Raw genomic sequence first — 17,828 nt, 5'->3', positions numbered from 1 at the left:
CTGGCCAGGGGATGCACGGCGCGGCCTACAGCTGCCAGGAGCCGATGTCGGCATTGACGCCCTCGCCCTCGGGCTGGCCGTCGGCCCCCAGGGAGAAGATGTCCACCTCGCCGTTGGCGCCGGGGTTGAGGTAGTTGTAGGGGCGGCCCCAGGGGTCGTTGGGCAGGCGTTCGAGGTAGGAGCGCCAGTTGCTCGAGGTGGCATTCGCCGGGCGTTCCACCAGCACCTTCAGGCCCTCGTTCTGGCTCGGGTAGCGGCCCTGGTCGAGGCGGTAAAGCTTGAGCGCCTGCATCAGCCCGCCGATGTCCTGGCGCGCGGCGGTGGCGCGGGCCTGGTCGGGACGGTCGAGCACCTTGGGCACCACCATGGCGGCGAGGATGCCGAGGATCACCACCACCACCATGATCTCGATGAGGGTGAAGCCCTGCTGGCCATTCCGGCCGCGAACCGGGGAGCTGAACCGCGCGATATCCATCTCGACACTCCTTGGGTCTGCCTCGGCCCGCTTCCATGGAGGCGGGCCTGTCCTGTCGACCCGGATTGTTCCAAGCGCATATGTCACTGGTATTGAAAATCCTCGGGAGGATTTCCCCCGCGTCCGGCCACGACGCCCGTGGCATGGGGGCTGCGGGCCGGCGGGCCAGGGCTTCGGCGCACCGTCCTCCGGTGTTTCCGTCAGCGTTTCGTCAGACGCCGGCGCTAGGCTGGAGCCTTCTTCCCCGCCCCGTGACCCGCTCATGCGCAAGGCCCACGCAACGCCCCGGCCAGCGGCCGGTTTCACCCTGATCGAAGTGCTGGTGGCGCTGGCCATCGTCGCCGTGGCGATGTCGGCGGCGGTGCGTGCCGCCGGGCAGATGACCCAGGCCGACGGCTTGCTGCGCGACCGCTCCATCGCCCTGCTGGCGGCCCAGTCGCGCCTCGCCGAGCTGCGCCTGGAGGGGCTGCCGGGTGTCGGCCGCAAGGTGCTGGAGTGTGATCAGGGGCGCCTGCGGTTGAGTTGCGAGCAGCGCGTCACCCCGCTGGGCGACCTGGTGCAGCTGAGCCTGCGCGTGTACGACCGCGAACGTGGCGGCCCGCCCCTGGCACGCCTGGAAACCCTGGTGGCACGCGACCGCCTGCAGGTGACGCCGTGAACTCAGCGCAGGGACGGCAGCGGCGGTGCCTCGGGCAGGCGGGCGATGGACAGGCGCTGGGTTTCACCCCCCCGGGCGATGATCACCGCATCGCCTTCGATGGCGTCCAGGCGCACGCCTTCGCCCAGGCTCTCGCCCGTGAGGAAGGCGCGTGGCGGTGCATCGTCGATGGCGAGGATCGCCACGGCACCGCGCTCCCCGGCGAACAGCCCGGTGAGGCGCACGTCCAGCTGGCTGGCGCGGCTGGCGAACCATTGCGCCGCCTCCCGGGCGGCGGCAGGCGCCGGCTGCGGGGCCTGGCTGAGCGCCTGGGCCTGCTGGGGCCTGGGGTCGCCCAGCAGCAAGCCCCAGGTGACGAGGCCGGCCAGGGTCGCCGCCAGCGCGGCGCCCTGGACACATGCGGCGGGGTTGAAGCGGCTGACAAGGCGCATGCGACGGTTCTCCGGAAATTCCTGGCGCCGACGCTAGCAGCCGATCTTCACGGTTTTATGTCATCTCCTCCCGAGTGTGCCGCGCACGCGCAACGGGGCTTCACCCTGATCGAGCTGATGGTGGTGCTGGTGATCGTCGGCATCGCCACGGCAGCGGTGAGCCTGAGCATCCGCCCCGACCCGGCGCGCCTGCTGCGCGAGGACGCCAAGCGCCTGGCGCTGCTGTTGCAGAGCGCCCAGGACGAGGCCCGTGCCGACGGCCGCGCCATCGCCTGGCAGCCGGATGAACGCGGCTACCGCTTCCTGCGCCTGGAAGATGGCGGTGCCGATGAGCGGGTGTTCGCCGGCGACCCGCAGCTGCGCCCGCGCACCTGGCAGGTGAGCCCGCTGGAGGTGCGCCTGAGCAGTGGCCGCTGGCTGCTGATCGACGCCGAGTGGATCGGCGAGCCGGCGCGCATCGAGCTGTCGGATGGGCACAACAGCGTCAGGGTCGTGCGCGAGCCCTCCGGCCGCATCGAGGTGCAGTGATGAGGGGGCAGCGCGGTTTCACCCTGATCGAGGTGATGGTGGCGATCCTGCTGATGGCCCTGGTGTCGCTGGTGGCCTGGCGCGGCCTGGACAGCGTGAGCCGCAGCGACGCGCACCTGCAGGCAACGGCCGAACGCAACGATGAACTACTGCGCGCGCTCAACCAGTTGCAGCGCGACCTGGCCCAACGTGCCACCACCGAGCTGCTGGAGCCGTTGCGCCCGGACGCCGACGCGGGCGCGCTGCCGATCCGCTCCGGGCCGCCGGCCCTGGTGCTGCGCGGCGGCGGCAATGGCCCGCCGCGCCTGGAGCTGGTGCGCGTGGCCCCCTCCCGCCCCGGTCGCCTGCTGCGGGTGCGCTGGTGGGTGGAAGGCGACACCCTGTACCGCGCCGCCTCCTCCCCCGGCACGCGCTACCCGCTGCCGGCCCCCGGCAAGGGCGTGGCGGTGATGAGTGGCGTGAGCGACTTCGACCTGCGCACCTGGCGCCCCGGCAAGGGCTGGGCCGCCCTCACCGGCACCCCGGTGGAGAACCCCGGCGGCCTCGAACTCACCCTCACCCGCCAGACAGCGCAAGGCACCGAGCATTACCGCCAGGTGATGGGGCCGTTCGAGTGAACCCCGGGGCACACCCCGTGGGAGCGAGTTCATTGGCGATGGAATGTCCGGTCGCTCGCAGCCTGTTGCCGGTGGCAGGTCGTTCGCGGCTGAAGCCGCTCCCACACATTGGAGCCGTCCTGGCACGGATGTAGGTTGGGTTGAGGCACGAAGCCCAACGCAGCAGAGCCGAACCCCGCACCGTTGGTGCCTCGCTACGCTCGGCGCCAACCTACGGCACCGTGCTTATCCCGGACCACGGTGATAACCGGTGTGTAGGGTGGATGACGCTCCACCCATCCACCATCGCGGCCCCGTGCAACACCGCTGGTGGAGGTAAAGAGCGACCTCCACCCGCAGTCTGTAGCCTGGGCTTTAGCCCGGGGATACCGGCCGCCTCGCTCCCGGGCTGAAGCCCGGGCTAACGTCGACAGGGTCACCTTTACTGCGGTTTGAGGATCAGCGCGCCCAGCGGTGGGAGGTCGAGCACCAGGGAGTGGGGCTGGCCGTGACTGGTCTCGTCCTCGGCGTGCGCTTCGGCGAGGGTGCCGGCGTTGCTGCCGGCGTACCCTTCGGCGTCGCTGTTGAGCAGCACCTGCCAGGTGCCGGGCAGCGGCACGCCGATGCGGTAGCCCGAGCGCGGCACCGGGGTGAAGTTGTGCACCACCAGCAGCGGCGCGCCATCCCGGCCCTTGCGCAGCCAGGCGTAGACGCTGTTGGCCTTGTCGTCGCCGATCAGCCACTGGAAGCCTTCGGCGACGCCGTCCAGCTGGTGCAGGGCGGGCTCGGCGCGGTACAGGGCATTGAGTTCGCGCAGCAGGGTCTGCACGCCCTGGTGCTCGCCGTAGCGCAGCAGGTACCAGTCCAGTTCGCTGTCATGGCTCCACTCGCGCCACTGGCCGAACTCGCAGCCCATGAACAGCAGCTTCTTGCCCGGATGGCTCCACATGAAGCTGAGGTAGAGGCGCAGGTTGGCGAACTTCTGCCAGCGGTCGCCGGGCATCTTGTCCAGCAGCGAGCGCTTGCCGTGCACCACCTCGTCGTGGGAGATGGGCAGGATGAAGTGCTCGGAGAAGGCGTAGAGCAGGCCGAAGGTCAGTTGGTGGTGGTGATGGCTGCGGTTGACCGGGTCCTCGCTGGCGTACTTCAGGCTGTCGTGCATCCAGCCCATGTTCCATTTGTAGGCGAAGCCCAGGCCGCCCTCGCGGGTGGGCCGGCTGACACCGGGCCAGGCGGTGGATTCCTCGGCTATCACCAGCGCGCCCGGCGCCTCGGTGGCGACCACGTCGTTGAGATGGCGGAGGAAGTCGATGGCCTCCAGGTTCTCGCGGCCGCCGTGGCGGTTGGGGATCCACTCGCCGTCCTTGCGCGAGTAGTCGCGGTAGAGCATCGAGGCCACGGCGTCCACGCGCAGCCCGTCGATGTGGTAGGCGCGCAGCCAGTGCAGCGCGGAGGCCAGCATGAAGCCGTGCACCTCGGTGCGGCCGAGGTTGTAGATGTAGGTGTCCCAGTCCTGGTGGAAGCCCTCGAAGGGGTGCTCGTACTCGTACAGCGCGGTGCCGTCGAAGCGGCCCAGGCCGTGGGCGTCGGTGGGGAAATGCGCCGGCACCCAGTCGAGGATGACGCCGATGCCGGCGCGGTGGCAGGCATCGATGAAGGCGGCGAAGTCACGCGGGCTGCCGTAGCGCGAGGTGGGCGCGAACTGCGACAGCGGCTGGTAGCCCCAGGAGCCGCCGAAGGGGTGCTCCATGATCGGCAGCAGCTCGATATGGCTGAAGCCCAGCTCCAGCACGTAGGGAATCAGCTGTTCGGCCAGCTCGTGCCAGTTGAGCACGCGGCCGTCGTTGCCGCCCTCCTTGCGCCAGGAGCCGACGTGCACCTCGTAGATCGACAGCGGGCGGTCGTGGGCCTGGCCGCGCTGGCGGCCGTCCATCCAGTCCTGGTCCTGCCAGTGGAAGTCCAGCGGCGCACTGACCACCGAGCCGGTGGCCGGCGGCAGCTCGGTGGCCAGGGCCACCGGGTCGGCCTTGAGCGGCAGCAGGCCGTGCTGGCCGAGCAGCTCGTACTTGTACACCTCGCCTGCCTGCAGGCGGGGCACGAAGAGTTCCCAGACCCCCGCCGGGTGACGCAGGCGCATGGGGTGGCGGCGCCCGTCCCAACCGTTGAACGCGCCCACCACGGAGACGCGCCGGGCATTGGGCGCCCACAGGGCGAAACGCACGCCGGGCACGCCCTCGTGCTCGGTGAGCTGGGCGCCGAAGACCTTGCCCAGCTCGCGGTGGTTGCCCTCGGCGAACAGGTAGAGGTCGGTCTCGCCCAGCAGCGGGCCGAAGGCGTAGGGGTCCTCGGTTTCCTGCACGCCTTCGCTCCAGTGGATGCGCAGGCGGTAGCGCTGCAGCTGCGCGGGCCGGGCGATGAACAGGCCCGGCGTGGCGGCCTGTTCGAAGGGGCACAGGGTCTGCCCGCTGTCGCCATCCAGCAGCTCGACGCCCAGGGCGCCCGGCAGGTAGGCGCGGACCACCGGGCCCTGGTCGTCGTGGTGCGGGCCGAGGAAGGCGAAGGGGTCGCCGTGCTCGGCACGCACCAGTGCCTCGATCTGGGCCCGGTCGGCGCCCTGCTCCATTGCTACGTCATTCATTTCTTGCTCCCCAGGAGATGGCGACCCAGTTCCACCAGCCCCAGCATCGGCACATCCAGCCAATCGGGGCGGTAGCGGGCTTCGTAAAGGATTTCGTAGGCGGCCTTCTCGATGCTGAACAGCGCCAGGGCGGCGACCTCGCCGTCACGCTCGTGCCAGGCGTGCGGCAGGTTGGCGGCGGCCAGCCGATAGGCTTCATGGAAGGCCGTGCGGGCCTGGCTGCGGTAGGCGCTGGCGATGCGCTGGCGGGCCGCCTGGGCCTCGCTGGAAGCATCGGCGCCCTGGGCGTTGCGCAGCGCCATGGCGGCGGCGTAGTCGAAGGAGCGCAGCATGCCGGCCACGTCTTTCAGCGGGCTGTGGTGGGCGCGGCGCTCCTCCAGGCTGCGGGTCGGCTCGCCTTCGAAGTCGATGATGAAGGCGTCGCCCTGGGCCACCAGCACCTGCCCCAGGTGCAGGTCGCCGTGCACGCGGATGCGGATGCCGCCGGCGCTGCGCCGGGCCAGCCTGTCGACCACCTCCAGCAGCCCGGCCTGGTGGCTGCCCAGCCAGTCGGCCAGCGCCCGGGCGGAATCGGAAAGGCCCTCGCGGGATTCGGCCACCCGCTCCAGGGCCTCGCGCAGCTGCACGCCGACGCTGTGGGCCCAGGCGTCGGTTTCCGGCGTGTCGCTGCCCCGGTAGCCGAAGTCGGGGTTGTCGCTGGGGCGGGCGAGCACCTCGTGCATCTCGCCGAGGCGGCGGCCGAGCATGCGGGCGAAGGCCTCCAGTTCCACCAGCGCGGTGTACTGGCTCTCCAGCCCGGACACGCCACCGGCCAGCTCGTCACGCACGGCGCGTTCCAGGGTGTTCTGCGTCCATTGCCAGGCATCGCCCTGGTTGCTGAGGAAGGCCTGCAGCACCATCAGCGTGTGCGGCGTGCCGGCTTCGTCGACCCGGCGCACCTCGCCCAGCAACGGCGGGATGTTGGCGAAGCCCTGCTCGGTGAGGTAGCCGCCCATCTCGGTTTCCGGGTGGATGCCGGGCAGCACGCGGCGCACCAGCTTGAGCACCATGCTCTCGCCGATCACCGCCGAGCTGTTGGACTGCTCGGCGGAGACGAGGTTGACGTCGCCGTCCAGGGCGCCGATGAAGTCCACCAGGCGCGAGGTCGGGGCGAACTGCAGCTCGCTGCCCTGCCAGCGCAGCACCTGGCCGCGACTCAGCTGGCGCACCACCTGGCGGACGAAGCCCGGCAGGGTGAAGGCGTCGGTGAGCAGGCCGACCTGGCGACCCCGGCGCAGGCGCGCCAGGGCCAGTTGCTCGGGCACGGCACTGCCCCCCTGGTGCTCGGCGACGAACGCCAGGGGCAGCTGGTAGTGCTCGCGGCGCTCGCCGTCGCGGCACTCCACCTCGGCCAGCACGCAGAGCGCGTCCGCCTCGCCGAAGGGCACGGCATAGAGCAGGCGCACCTCGCCCGCGCCGTCGCCGGAGAACCAGCGACGCTTGGGCAGGTAGGCCGGCAGGGATTCCCGCGCCAGGGTGCCGCCGGCGGCGCCGCGCAGCAGCTCCTGCAGGTCGTGCTTGATGACCAGGGTGGGCAGCTCGGGCAGCCGGTCCACGGGGGGTACGTGCCAGGTGGGCATTTGCGCCTCGTCTGCGAGAAGGAACCAGTAGAAGCCGTAGGGCGGCAGGGTCAGCAGGTAGCTGAGCTGGCCGATCGGCGGGAATGGCGAGCCACCGACCATCTCCACCGGCACCTTGCCGTCGTAGGCGGAGAGTTCGAGCTCGGCGGCCTGGGCGGCGCGGGACAGGTTGGCCACGCAGAGGACGATCTCGTGGCGACCGTCGGGCCCGGTGTACTCGCGCAGGTAGGCGAGGATGCGGCGGTTGGCCGGTGACAGCATCTTCAGGCTGCCGCGCCCGAAGGCCTTCTGCTGCTTGCGCACGGCGAGCATGCGCCGGGTCCAGTTGAGCAGCGAGTGCGGGTCGCGGGCCTGGGCCTCGACGTTGATGGTCTGGAAGCCGTAGAGCGGGTCCATGATCGGCGGCAGCACCAGGCTCGCGGGGTCGGCGCGGGAGAAGCCGCCGTTGCGGTCGATGGACCACTGCATGGGCGTGCGCACGCCGTCGCGATCGCCGAGGAAGATGTTGTCGCCCATGCCGATCTCGTCGCCGTAGTAGAGGGTCGGCGTGCCGGGCATGGACAGCAGCAGGCTGTTGAGCAGCTCGATGCGCCGGCGGTCGCGCTCCACCAGGGGCGCCAGGCGCCGGCGGATCCCCAGGTTGATGCGCGCACGGCGGTCGGCGGCGTAGTAGTCCCAGAGGTAGTCGCGCTCCTGGTCGGTGACCATCTCCAGGGTCAGCTCATCGTGGTTGCGCAGGAAGATGGCCCACTGGCAGTTGGCGGGGATGTCCGGGGTCTGCCGCAGGATGTCGGTGATGGGGAAGCGGTCTTCCTGGGCGATGGCCATGTACATGCGCGGCATCAGCGGGAAGTGGAAGGCCATGTGGCATTCGTCGCCCTCGCCGCTCTCGTTGCCGCCGAAGTACAGCTGGGTGTCCTCGGGCCACTGGTTGGCCTCGGCCAGGAGCATGCGGTCGGGGTACTTGGCGTCCAGCTCGGCGCGGATGCGCTTGAGCACCTGGTGGGTCTCGGGCAGGTTCTCGTTATGGGTGCCGTCGCGCTCGATCAGGTACGGGATGGCGTCCAGGCGCAGGCCGTCGACGCCCAGGTCGAGCCAGAAGCGCATCACCCCGAGCACTTCGCGCATCACCTGGGGGTTGTCGAAGTTGAGGTCGGGCTGGTGGGAGTAGAAGCGATGCCAGAAGTACTGGCCGGCCACCGGGTCCCAGGTCCAGTTGGACTTCTCGGTGTCGAGGAAGATGATCCGCGTGCCCAGGTAGTGCTGGTCGGTGTCGGACCAGACGTAGTAGTCACGCGCCCTGGAGCCCTTCTTCGCCTCGCGGGCACGCTTGAACCAGGGGTGCTGGTCGGAGGTGTGGTTGATGACCAGCTCGGTGATCACCCGCAGGCCGCGCCGGTGGGCTTCGGCGATGAAGCGACGGGCGTCGGCCATGCTGCCGTAGTCGGGGTGCACGCCGCGGTATTCGGCGATGTCGTAGCCGTCGTCGCGCCGTGGCGAGGGGTAGAACGGCAGCAGCCAGATGGTGTTCACGCCCAGCTCGGCGATGTAGTCGAGCTTGTCGATCAGGCCGGGGAAGTCGCCGATGCCGTCGTTGTTGGAGTCGAAGAACGACTTCACGTGCACCTGGTAGATCACCGCGTCCTTGTACCAGAGCGGGTCGTTGAGGAAGGCGGCGGGCCGCTGTCTCTTGGCCATGGCGCTGATCTCAGGTCGCGGCGCGGATGCGCCAGATGCCGAAGGGCTGGTGCCAGGGCTCGATGCGCATCCACTGGGTCTTGCCGTACCAGGTCCAGGTGTGGCCGTTCATCAGGTCCTCGCCCTGGGTGGCGGCGTCCTCGGGCAGGCCCAGCTCCCACAGCGGCAGCTCGAAATGCGCCTCCTGGGCGTTGTGCGGATCGAGGCTGATGGCGATGAGGATGAAGTTGGAGCGGTCGGCGGTGCGCTTGCCGAAGTACAGGATGTTGTCGTTCCAGGCGTTGTAGACCTGCAGCCCCAGGTGGGTCTGCAAGGCCGGGTTGGCGCGGCGGATGCGGTTGAGCTGGGCGATCTCGCTGACGATGTTGCCGGGGGCGCGGTAGTCGCGCTGGCGCAGCTGGTACTTCTCCGAATCCAGGTATTCCTCCTTGCCCGGCACCGGTGCCGACTCGCAGATCTCGAAGCCCGAGTACATGCCCCAGAGGCCGGAGCCCATGGTGGCCAGTGCGGCGCGGATGAGGAAGGCGGCGCGGCCCTGGCCGTGCAGCGGGAAGGGGTTGATGTCCGGCGTGTTGACGAAGAAGTTCGGCCGGTAGCAGTCGCACAGGGGCGGCTGGTTGAGCTCGGTGAAGTACTGCGCGAGCTCCTCCTTGGTGTTGCGCCAGGTGAAGTAGGTGTAGCTCTGGGTGAAGCCGACCTTGCCCAGGCGCGCCATCACCGCCGGCCGGGTGAAGGCCTCGGCGAGGAAGATCACCTCGGGGTGGGCGGCGCGGATGTCGGCGATCAGCCATTCCCAGAACGGCAGCGGCTTGGTGTGCGGGTTGTCGACGCGGAACAGGGTCACGCCCTGCTCCACCCAGCCCTTGACCACGTCGCGCAGGGCCAGCCACAGGTCGGGCTGGGCGTCACGGGCGTAGAAGTCGACGTTGACGATGTCCTCGTACTTCTTCGGCGGGTTCTCGGCGTGGCGGATGCTGCCGTCGGGGCGCCAGCTGAACCAGCCGGGGTGCTGGGCCAGCCAGGGGTGGTCGGGGGAGCACTGGATGGCGAAGTCGAGGGCGATCTCCAGGCCGTGCTCGCGGGCGGCCCGGACCAGGGCCTGGAAGTCCTCGCGGCTGCCCAGCTGCGGGTGGATGGCCTCGTGGCCGCCCTCGGCGCTGCCGATGGCGTAGGGGCTGCCGGGGTCGTCCGGGCCGGCCTTCAATGAGTTGTTCGGCCCCTTGCGGTGGGTGCGGCCGATGGGGTGGATGGGCGGGAAGTAGAGCACGTCGAAGCCCATGGCCTGGATCTCCGGCAGCCGCGCGATGACGTCGCGGAAGGTGCCGTGGCGCTTGCCGTCGTTGGCCGCCGAGCGTGGGAACAGCTCGTACCAGCTGGCGAATTCGGCCTGCTTGCGTTCCACGTCCAGCGGGTACAGCGGGCTGCGCACGCGATGGGGATGGGCCTCGACCCGGGTCACGGCGGCCACGGTCTCGGGCGCCAGCAGCAGGGCCACGCGCGCGTCGATGGACGGGGTCTCTTCCAGGCGTGCGAGCAGCGCCTGCAGCTCGTCCACCAGGCCCGCCGGGGCCTGTTCCAGGGCCTGGCGCAGCAACAGCTCGCCTTCCTGCAGCTCCAGCTTGATGGGCACGCCGGCACCGTGCTTCTTCGACAGCTCGTAGCAGTAGCTGCCGTAGAGGTCCCACCAGGCTTCCACGGCGAACACCACGCGGCCCACGCGTGGCGGCACGAAGCTGGCCTGCCAGTGGTCGTTGCCGAGGAACTCCAGGGGCACGCGCTGCCACTCGGGGTCCTCGACCAGGCGCCAGAGCACCTGGCCGGCGAGCTTGTCGTGGCCGTCGGCGAAGATCACCGCGGTGACGGTGCGGGCCTCGCCCTCGATGGCCTTGGCGGCGAAGCGACCGCCCTCCAGCTGGGGCTCGACGGACTCGATGGCGATACGCGGGAAGGCCAGGGCCTCATCCAGTTGCAGCGCCCCGGAAAGGCGCGCGGCGGACTCGGCTGGGGTGTTCAGGGACATCGGGCTGGCTCCTTCTGACCGGCGCATGGAGGCCGGCTGGGGCCGCGCCGGGTTGCGGAAGTGGTGTGCTAGTTCCGAGCCCGGGGGGCGGGCAAAAGTTCGAACTTTCGTGTGCGGATCGACAATCCCCTGCGCCCGGGCACTGGCCATGGCCCCACACCGTCCGGAGCGGGCATAATCCACGGCTTTCATCCAGCGGCTCCGCCTTCCATGCGCATTCACGTCACCTTCATCGATCGCGTCGGCATCACCCAGGAAGTCCTCGCCCTGCTCGGCGGGCGCAACCTCAACCTGGACGCGGTGGAAATGGTCCCGCCGAACGTCTACATCGACGCGCCCACCCTCAGCGCCGAGGTGCTGGACGAGCTGCGCGGCGCGCTGCACAAGGTCCACGGCGTGCAGGAGGTGACGGTGGTGGACATCCTCCCCGGCCAGCGCCACCGGCTGCAGCTGGATGCGCTGCTGGCGGCCATGACCGACCCGGTGCTGGCGGTGGACCAGGACGGCCGCGTGCTGCTGGCCAACCCGGCGCTGCTGGCCCTGCATGGCGGCGAACTGGAAGGCGCGACGCTGGCCCAGCTGTTCGCCGACGACAGCCTGCACAACGTGCTGCGCGAGCAGGGTTTCCGCCTGCCGCTGCGCGAGGTGACGCTCAAGGGCCAGGCGCTGATGCTCGACGCCGTGCCCATCACCGAAGGCGAGCACCTGGCCGGTGCGCTGCTCACCCTCTATCTGCCCAACCGCATCGGCGAACGCCTCTCGGCCCTGCACCACGATCACGCCGAAGGCTTCGACGCGTTGCTGGGCGACTCCCAGCCCATCCGCACCCTCAAGGCCCGCGCCCTGCGCGTGGCGGCCCTGGATGCGCCCCTGCTGATCAACGGCGAGACCGGCACCGGCAAGGAGCTGGTGGCGCGGGCCTGCCATGCCGTCAGCGCGCGACACAACCAGCCGTTCCTGGCGCTGAACTGCGCGGCCCTGCCGGAGAACCTCGCCGAAAGCGAGCTGTTCGGCTATGCCCCGGGGGCCTTCACCGGTGCCCAGCGCGGCGGCAAGCCGGGGCTGCTGGAGCTGGCCAACCAGGGCACGGTGTTCCTCGACGAGATCGGCGAGATGTCGCCCTACCTGCAGGCCAAGCTGCTGCGCTTTCTCAGCGATGGCTGCTTCCGCCGGGTGGGCGGCGACCGCGAGGTGAAGGTGGACGTGCGCATCCTCAGCGCCACCCACCGCGACCTGGAGAAGATGGTGGCCGAGGGCAGCTTCCGCGAGGACCTGTTCTACCGCCTCAACGTGCTCAACCTGGACGTGCCGCCGCTGCGCGAACGCGGGCAGGACATCCTCCTGCTGGCGCGCTTCTTCATGCAGCAGGCCTGCACCCAGATCCAGCGCCCGCCCTGCCGCCTGGCGCCGGGCACCTATCCGGCGCTGCTGGGCAACCGCTGGCCCGGCAACGTGCGCCAGTTGCAGAACGTGATCTTCCGCGCCGCGGCCATCTGCGAGAGCAGCATCGTCGAGATAGGCGACCTGGACATCGCCGGCACCGCCGTCGCCCGGCAGAACGACGGCGAGGTGAACAGCCTGGAGGAGGCCGTGGAGAACTTCGAGCGCGCGCTGCTGGAAAAGCTCTTCACCAGCTACCCCTCCACCCGCCAGTTGGCGGCACGGCTGCAGACCTCGCACACCGCCATCGCCCACCGTTTGCGCAAGTACGGGATACCCGGCAAGAGTTGATACAGCACCTCAATAATTATGTATATCCATCTGTTTTCATTCATTTTTTATTAAAACCACCACGTAGGATGGGTAGAGCAACGCGAAACCCATCGTGAATGTGCTGGAACACAGCATGGGTTTCGCTTCGCTCTACCCATCCTACGGCGCATAACCTCATCTAATTTCTATAAAAACAACCCAATATATTGATTTATAAATAATTAAATCATGACTCGAACTGATCCGTAGCGAATTCGCTACAGCGTAACGACTCCGTAACATCCGGCCCTGCACCCCGTCGTTCCTGCCGTTTCCCTTGCATCCCGCCCAAAAGCCCCACTTTCTGTAGCGTTTTCGCTACACCCCTCTTCGCGCAAGACCTCGCGAATCACGCCCAAGCCCTTGTTTTATCTGGCCATGACCATCCTGGCACCACCCTTGCTAACTAGCCGACCAGACAGCACGGGACGTCGTCCCGTGCGGGGGTCCATAGAGCGCCCGGCAAAGAACCGGGCCAAAGCATCGAGGAGTTCCGAATGAGCGAGTTGCGTTTCACCGCCGAACACGAATGGCTGCGCCTGGAGGCCGATGGCCAGGTGACCGTGGGCATCACCGAGTACGCCCAGGAGGCGCTGGGCGACGTGGTCTTCGTGCAGCTCCCGGAGCTCCAGGCCTATGCGCAGGGCGCGGAAGTCGCGGTGCTGGAATCGGTCAAGGCCGCCAGCAACATCGTCATGCCGCTGGACGGCGACGTGCTCGAAATCAACGAGGCCCTCAACGACAGCCCCGAACTGGTCAACGAAGACCCGCTCGGCAAGGGCTGGTTCTTCCGCATGCGCCTGGCCGACAACGCCGTGCTGGCCGACCTGATGGACCGCGCCGCGTACGAAGCCCTGATCAAGAACGCCTGAGGAGCCCGACCATGCCCATCCAGACCAACGCCCTCGGCACCGCCAACGAATTCATCGCCCGCCACATCGGCCCGCGCGACGCCGACACCCAGGCCATGCTCGACCAGCTCGGCTACGCCGACCTGGAAGCCCTGAGCACCAGCGTCATCCCGGACAGCATCAAGGGCACCAGCGTGCTCGACATGGGCCCGGGCCAGAGCGAAGCCGACGCCCTGGCCGCGATCAAGGCCATCGCCGGCAAGAACCAGCTGTTCACCAGCTACATCGGCCAGGGCTACTACGGCACCCACACGCCCTCGCCCATCCTGCGCAACCTGCTGGAAAACCCCGCCTGGTACACCGCCTACACCCCGTACCAGCCGGAAATCTCCCAGGGCCGCCTGGAATCGCTGCTCAATTTCCAGACCCTGATCAGCGACCTCACCGGCCTGCCGATCTCCAACGCCTCGCTGCTGGACGAAGGCACCGCCGCCGCCGAGGCCATGACCTTCTGCAAGCGCCTGTCGAAGAACAAGGCCAGCAACGCCTTCTTCGCCTCCCGCCACTGCCACCCGCAGACCCTCGACGTGCTGCGCACCCGCGCCGAGCCCCTGGACATCGAAGTGGTGGTGGGTGACGAGCGCGAGCTGACCGACGCCGCGCCCTACTTCGGCGCGCTGCTGCAATACCCGGCCAGCAATGGCGACCTGTTCGACAACGCCGAGCTGGTGGAGCGCTTCCACGCCGCCGGCGCCCTGGTGGCCGTGGCCGCGGACCTGCTGGCCCTGACCCTGCTCAAGGCCCCGGGCGAGTTCGGCGCCGACGTGGCCCTGGGCAGCGCCCAGCGCTTCGGCGTGCCGCTGGGCTTCGGTGGCCCGCACGCGGCCTACTTCGCCACCCGCGATGCGTTCAAGCGCGACATGCCGGGCCGCCTCGTCGGCGTCTCCATCGACCGCCACGGCAAGCCGGCCCTGCGCCTGGCCATGCAGACCCGCGAGCAGCACATCCGCCGCGAGAAGGCCACCAGCAACATCTGCACCGCGCAGGTGCTGCTGGCCAACATCGCCAGCATGTACGCCGTCTACCACGGCCCGCAGGGGCTGACCCGCATCGCCAAGCGCGTGCACCAGCTCACCGCCATCCTCGCCCAGGGCCTGGCCAAGCTGGGCGTCACCGTCGAGCAGCAGAGCTTCTTCGACACCCTGACCCTGGCCACCGGCGCGCGCACCGCCGAGATCCACGCCAAGGCCCGCGAGCACCGCATCAACCTGCGCGTGGTCGACGACCAGCGCCTGGGCCTTTCCCTCGACGAGACCACCACCCAGGCCAGCGTCGAAGCGCTGTGGGCGATCTTCGCCGACGGCCAGGCCCTGCCCGCCTTCGCCGAGCTGGCCGCGACCATCCCCAGCCGCCTGCCCACCGCACTGCTGCGCGAGTCGGCGATCCTCGCCCACCCGGTATTCAACCGCTACCACTCGGAAACCGAGCTGATGCGCTACATGCGCAAGCTGGCCGACAAGGACCTGGCGCTGGACCGCAGCATGATCCCGCTGGGCTCCTGCACCATGAAGCTGAACGCCGCCAGCGAGATGATCCCGGTCACCTGGGCCGAGTTCGGCAACCTGCACCCCTTCGCCCCGGCCGAGCAGTCCGAGGGCTACCAGCAGCTGACCTGCGAGCTGGAAGCCATGCTCTGCGCCGCCACCGGCTATGACGCCGTGTCGCTGCAGCCCAACGCCGGCTCCCAGGGCGAGTACGCCGGCCTGCTGGCCATCCGCGCCTACCACCTGAGCCGTGGCGACGACCAGCGCGACATCTGCCTGATCCCGCAATCGGCCCACGGCACCAACCCGGCGACCGCCAACATGGTCGGCATGCGCGTGGTGGTGACCGCCTGCGACGCCCGCGGCAACGTCGACATCGCCGACCTCAAGGCCAAGGCCGAGGAACACCGCGACCGCCTCGCCGCGATCATGATCACCTACCCCTCCACCCATGGCGTATTCGAGGAAGGCATCCGCGAAATCTGCGAGATCATCCACGCCAACGGCGGCCAGGTGTACATCGACGGCGCCAACATGAACGCCATGGTCGGCCTCTGCGCCCCGGGCCAGTTCGGCGGCGACGTGTCCCACCTGAACCTGCACAAGACCTTCTGCATCCCCCACGGCGGCGGCGGCCCGGGCGTCGGCCCGATCGGCGTCAAGGCCCACCTGGCGCCCTTCCTGCCCGGCCACGGCCATCTGGCACGCAAGGAAGGCGCGGTGAGCGCCGCGCCCTTCGGCAGCGCCAGCATCCTGCCCATCACCTGGATGTACATCCGCATGATGGGCGGCGCCGGCCTGCGTCGCGCCTCGCAGATGGCGATCCTCAACGCCAACTACATCGCCCGTCGCCTGGAAGAGCACTACCCGGTGCTCTACACCGGCACCAACGGCCTGGTGGCCCACGAGTGCATCCTCGACCTGCGCCCGCTCAAGGACAGCAGCGGCATCAGCGTCGACGACGTGGCCAAGCGCCTGATCGACTTCGGCTTCCACGCCCCCACCATGTCCTTCCCGGTGGCCGGCACGCTGATGATCGAGCCGACCGAGAGCGAGTCCAAGGAAGAACTGGACCGCTTCTGCGACGCCATGATCCGCATCCGCAACGAGATCCGCGCGGTGGAGACCGGCGCCCTGGACGCCAACGACAACCCGCTGAAGAACGCCCCGCACACCGCGGCGGAGCTGGTCGGCGAGTGGGCCCACCCCTACAGCCGCGAACAGGCCGTGTACCCGACCGCCAGCCTGGTGGACGGCAAGTACTGGCCGCCGGTGGGCCGCGTCGACAACGTCTTCGGCGACCGCAACCTGGTCTGCGCCTGCCCGTCCATCGAGGCGTACCAGGACGCCTGACCCACACGGTGGGCTCCCGCCTGCGCGGGAATGACGATGCACGGGGCGCCTGGCGGGCGCCCCGTCACCCCCCGCGAACGCGGGGGCCCACCGAACAGCCGTCGGGCCGCGAGGCCCGATATCCCCCAGTGTCTACGCTGACCCAATAACAACGAGCGCGATCCAGGCTCAGGAGCGACACCATGTCCCTCAGCGTCTTCGACCTGTTCAAGATCGGCATCGGCCCTTCCAGCTCCCACACGGTCGGCCCGATGCGGGCGGCCGCGCGCTTCGTCGACGGCCTGCGCCGCGAAGGCCTGCTGGCCGCCACGGAAGTCCTCCGCGTGGAGCTCTACGGCTCCCTCGGCGCCACCGGCAAGGGCCACGGCAGCGACAAGGCCGTGCTGCTCGGCCTGGAAGGCGAGCAGCCCGACACCGTGGACACCGAGCACATCGACACGCGCCTGGCGCGCATGCGCAAGGACGGCGAGCTGCGCCTGGGTGGCGAGAAGACCATCCGCTTCGTCGAGAAGGACCACCTGGCGATGATCCGCCGGCCCTTGCCCTACCACCCCAACGGCATGATCTTCCGCGCCTTCGATGCCGCCGGGTTGCAGTTGCGCTCGCGCGAGTACTACTCGGTGGGCGGCGGTTTCGTGGTGGACGAGGAAGCCGCCGGGCACGACCGCATCGTCGAAGACCAGACGCCGCTCGCCTACCCCTTCAGGACCGGCAAGGAGCTGCTCGCCCACTGCGCCGCCAGCGGCCTCTCCATCAGTGCGCTGATGCGCGAGAACGAGAAGGCCTGGCGCAGCCCCGAGGAGACCAGCGCCGGGCTGCAGCGCATCTGGCAGGTGATGCAGGACTGCGTGAAGGCCGGCTGCCGCAAGGAAGGCATCATGCCCGGCGGGCTCAAGGTCAAGCGCCGCGCCGCCGCCCTGTTCCGCCAGCTCAGCGAGCGCCCGGAAGCGGCCCTGCGCGACAGCCTGACGGTGCTCGACTGGGTCAACCTCTACGCCCTGGCGGTGAACGAGGAGAACGCCACGGGCGGCCGCGTGGTCACCGCGCCCACCAACGGCGCGGCCGGCATCGTCCCGGCGGTGCTGCACTACTACGCACGCTTCGTCCCCGGCGCCAATGACGAGGGCGTGGAGCGCTTCCTGCTCACCGCCGCCGCCATCGGCATCCTCTACAAGGAGAACGCCTCCATCTCCGGCGCCGAAGTGGGCTGCCAGGGCGAAGTCGGCGTGGCCTGCTCCATGGCCGCCGGCGCGCTCTGCGAAGTCATGGGCGGCAGCGTGCAGCAGGTGGAGAACGCCGCCGAGATCGGCATGGAACACAACCTGGGGCTGACCTGCGACCCGGTCGGCGGCCTGGTCCAGGTGCCCTGCATCGAGCGCAACGCCATGGGCTCGGTGAAGGCCATCAACGCCGCCCGCATGGCCCTGCGCGGCGACGGCCAGCACTTCATCTCCCTCGACAAGGTCATCCGCACCATGCGCCAGACCGGGGCCGACATGAAGAGCAAGTACAAGGAAACCGCTCGCGGCGGTCTTGCCGTGAACATCATTGAATGTTGAGAGCAGCGGCAAGCTTCAAGCCGCAAGCTTCAAGTGAAAACACCGTTTTGCTGCCACCTGCTTGCGGCTTGCCGCTTGTGGCTTGCAGCTTCCGAAGGAGATTTAC

12 protein-coding genes are annotated in these 17,828 nt (G+C 69.2%); 7 read left to right on the top strand and 5 right to left on the bottom strand.

Annotated features, from left to right (window positions below):
- Positions 1-25 precede the first annotated feature (25 nt).
- Positions 26-475, bottom strand: coding sequence for a type II secretion system major pseudopilin GspG (gene gspG / locus ACYJSS_RS02735; protein WP_021217637.1), 450 nt, complete (start codon positions 473-475; stop codon positions 26-28).
- A 262-nt stretch (positions 476-737) separates the two neighbouring features.
- Here gspG and gspI point away from each other — a divergent pair, with 262 nt between their 5' ends.
- Positions 738-1,133, top strand: a complete 396-nt coding sequence (gene gspI, locus ACYJSS_RS02730) for a type II secretion system minor pseudopilin GspI (protein WP_236206492.1) — start codon at positions 738-740, stop codon at positions 1,131-1,133.
- A 2-nt stretch (positions 1,134-1,135) separates the two neighbouring features.
- On the opposite strand, the gene ACYJSS_RS02725 is transcribed toward gspI, so the two are convergent.
- The gene (locus tag ACYJSS_RS02725) at positions 1,136-1,564 is read right to left on the bottom strand and encodes a type II secretion system protein N (protein WP_236206491.1); all 429 of its coding nucleotides are present in this window, start codon (positions 1,562-1,564) and stop codon (positions 1,136-1,138) included.
- 57 nt (positions 1,565-1,621) lie between these two features.
- Between ACYJSS_RS02725 and gspH the strand changes: the two genes are divergently transcribed.
- Complete coding sequence (gene gspH / locus ACYJSS_RS02720) at positions 1,622-2,092, top strand: type II secretion system minor pseudopilin GspH (RefSeq protein WP_236206490.1); 471 nt, start codon at positions 1,622-1,624, stop codon at positions 2,090-2,092.
- Positions 2,092-2,709 (top strand): PulJ/GspJ family protein, encoded by a 618-nt coding sequence (locus ACYJSS_RS02715; protein WP_236206489.1) that lies wholly within the window; start codon positions 2,092-2,094, stop codon positions 2,707-2,709. Before gspH ends, ACYJSS_RS02715 begins: the two co-directional genes overlap by 1 nt.
- Before the next feature lie 421 nt (positions 2,710-3,130).
- On the opposite strand, the gene glgB is transcribed toward ACYJSS_RS02715, so the two are convergent.
- From glgB to ACYJSS_RS02700, 3 genes are read right to left on the bottom strand one after another with little or no spacing between them, the layout of a single operon-like run.
- Positions 3,131-5,326 carry a 1,4-alpha-glucan branching protein GlgB gene (gene glgB, locus ACYJSS_RS02710; RefSeq protein ID WP_236206488.1) on the bottom strand — a complete coding sequence of 732 codons (2,196 nt, stop codon included), beginning with the start codon at positions 5,324-5,326 and terminating at the stop codon, positions 3,131-3,133.
- The gene (treS, locus tag ACYJSS_RS02705) at positions 5,323-8,643 is read right to left on the bottom strand and encodes a maltose alpha-D-glucosyltransferase (protein ID WP_236206487.1); all 3,321 of its coding nucleotides are present in this window, start codon (positions 8,641-8,643) and stop codon (positions 5,323-5,325) included. The genes glgB and treS overlap by 4 nt, the downstream gene beginning before the upstream one ends.
- 10 nt (positions 8,644-8,653) lie before the next feature.
- A complete protein-coding gene (locus ACYJSS_RS02700) occupies positions 8,654-10,663 on the bottom strand; it encodes an alpha-1,4-glucan--maltose-1-phosphate maltosyltransferase (RefSeq protein WP_111262651.1) in 2,010 nt (669 codons plus the stop codon).
- 210 nt (positions 10,664-10,873) lie between these two features.
- On the opposite strand from ACYJSS_RS02700, the gene ACYJSS_RS02695 reads away from it, so the two are divergent.
- The 4 genes from ACYJSS_RS02695 to ACYJSS_RS02680 all read left to right on the top strand — a co-directional run bounded on the left by ACYJSS_RS02695 (position 10,874) and on the right by ACYJSS_RS02680 (position 17,722).
- Positions 10,874-12,394 carry a sigma-54-dependent transcriptional regulator gene (locus ACYJSS_RS02695; protein WP_111262650.1) on the top strand — a complete coding sequence of 507 codons (1,521 nt, stop codon included), beginning with the start codon at positions 10,874-10,876 and terminating at the stop codon, positions 12,392-12,394.
- A gap of 518 nt (positions 12,395-12,912) precedes the next feature.
- A complete protein-coding gene (gcvH, locus tag ACYJSS_RS02690) occupies positions 12,913-13,287 on the top strand; it encodes a glycine cleavage system protein GcvH (protein WP_111262649.1) in 375 nt (124 codons plus the stop codon).
- An 11-nt stretch (positions 13,288-13,298) separates the two neighbouring features.
- Positions 13,299-16,163, top strand: coding sequence for an aminomethyl-transferring glycine dehydrogenase (gene gcvP / locus ACYJSS_RS02685; protein ID WP_111262648.1), 2,865 nt, complete (start codon positions 13,299-13,301; stop codon positions 16,161-16,163).
- A gap of 182 nt (positions 16,164-16,345) precedes the next feature.
- Complete coding sequence (locus ACYJSS_RS02680; RefSeq protein ID WP_111262647.1) at positions 16,346-17,722, top strand: L-serine ammonia-lyase; 1,377 nt, start codon at positions 16,346-16,348, stop codon at positions 17,720-17,722.
- The last annotated feature ends 106 nt before the right edge of the window (positions 17,723-17,828 follow it).

The organism is Pseudomonas sp. No.21, from assembly GCF_054558415.1.
The sequence above is the reverse complement of the archived record's forward strand: the minus strand, read 5'-3'. Positions and strand labels throughout refer to the sequence as shown.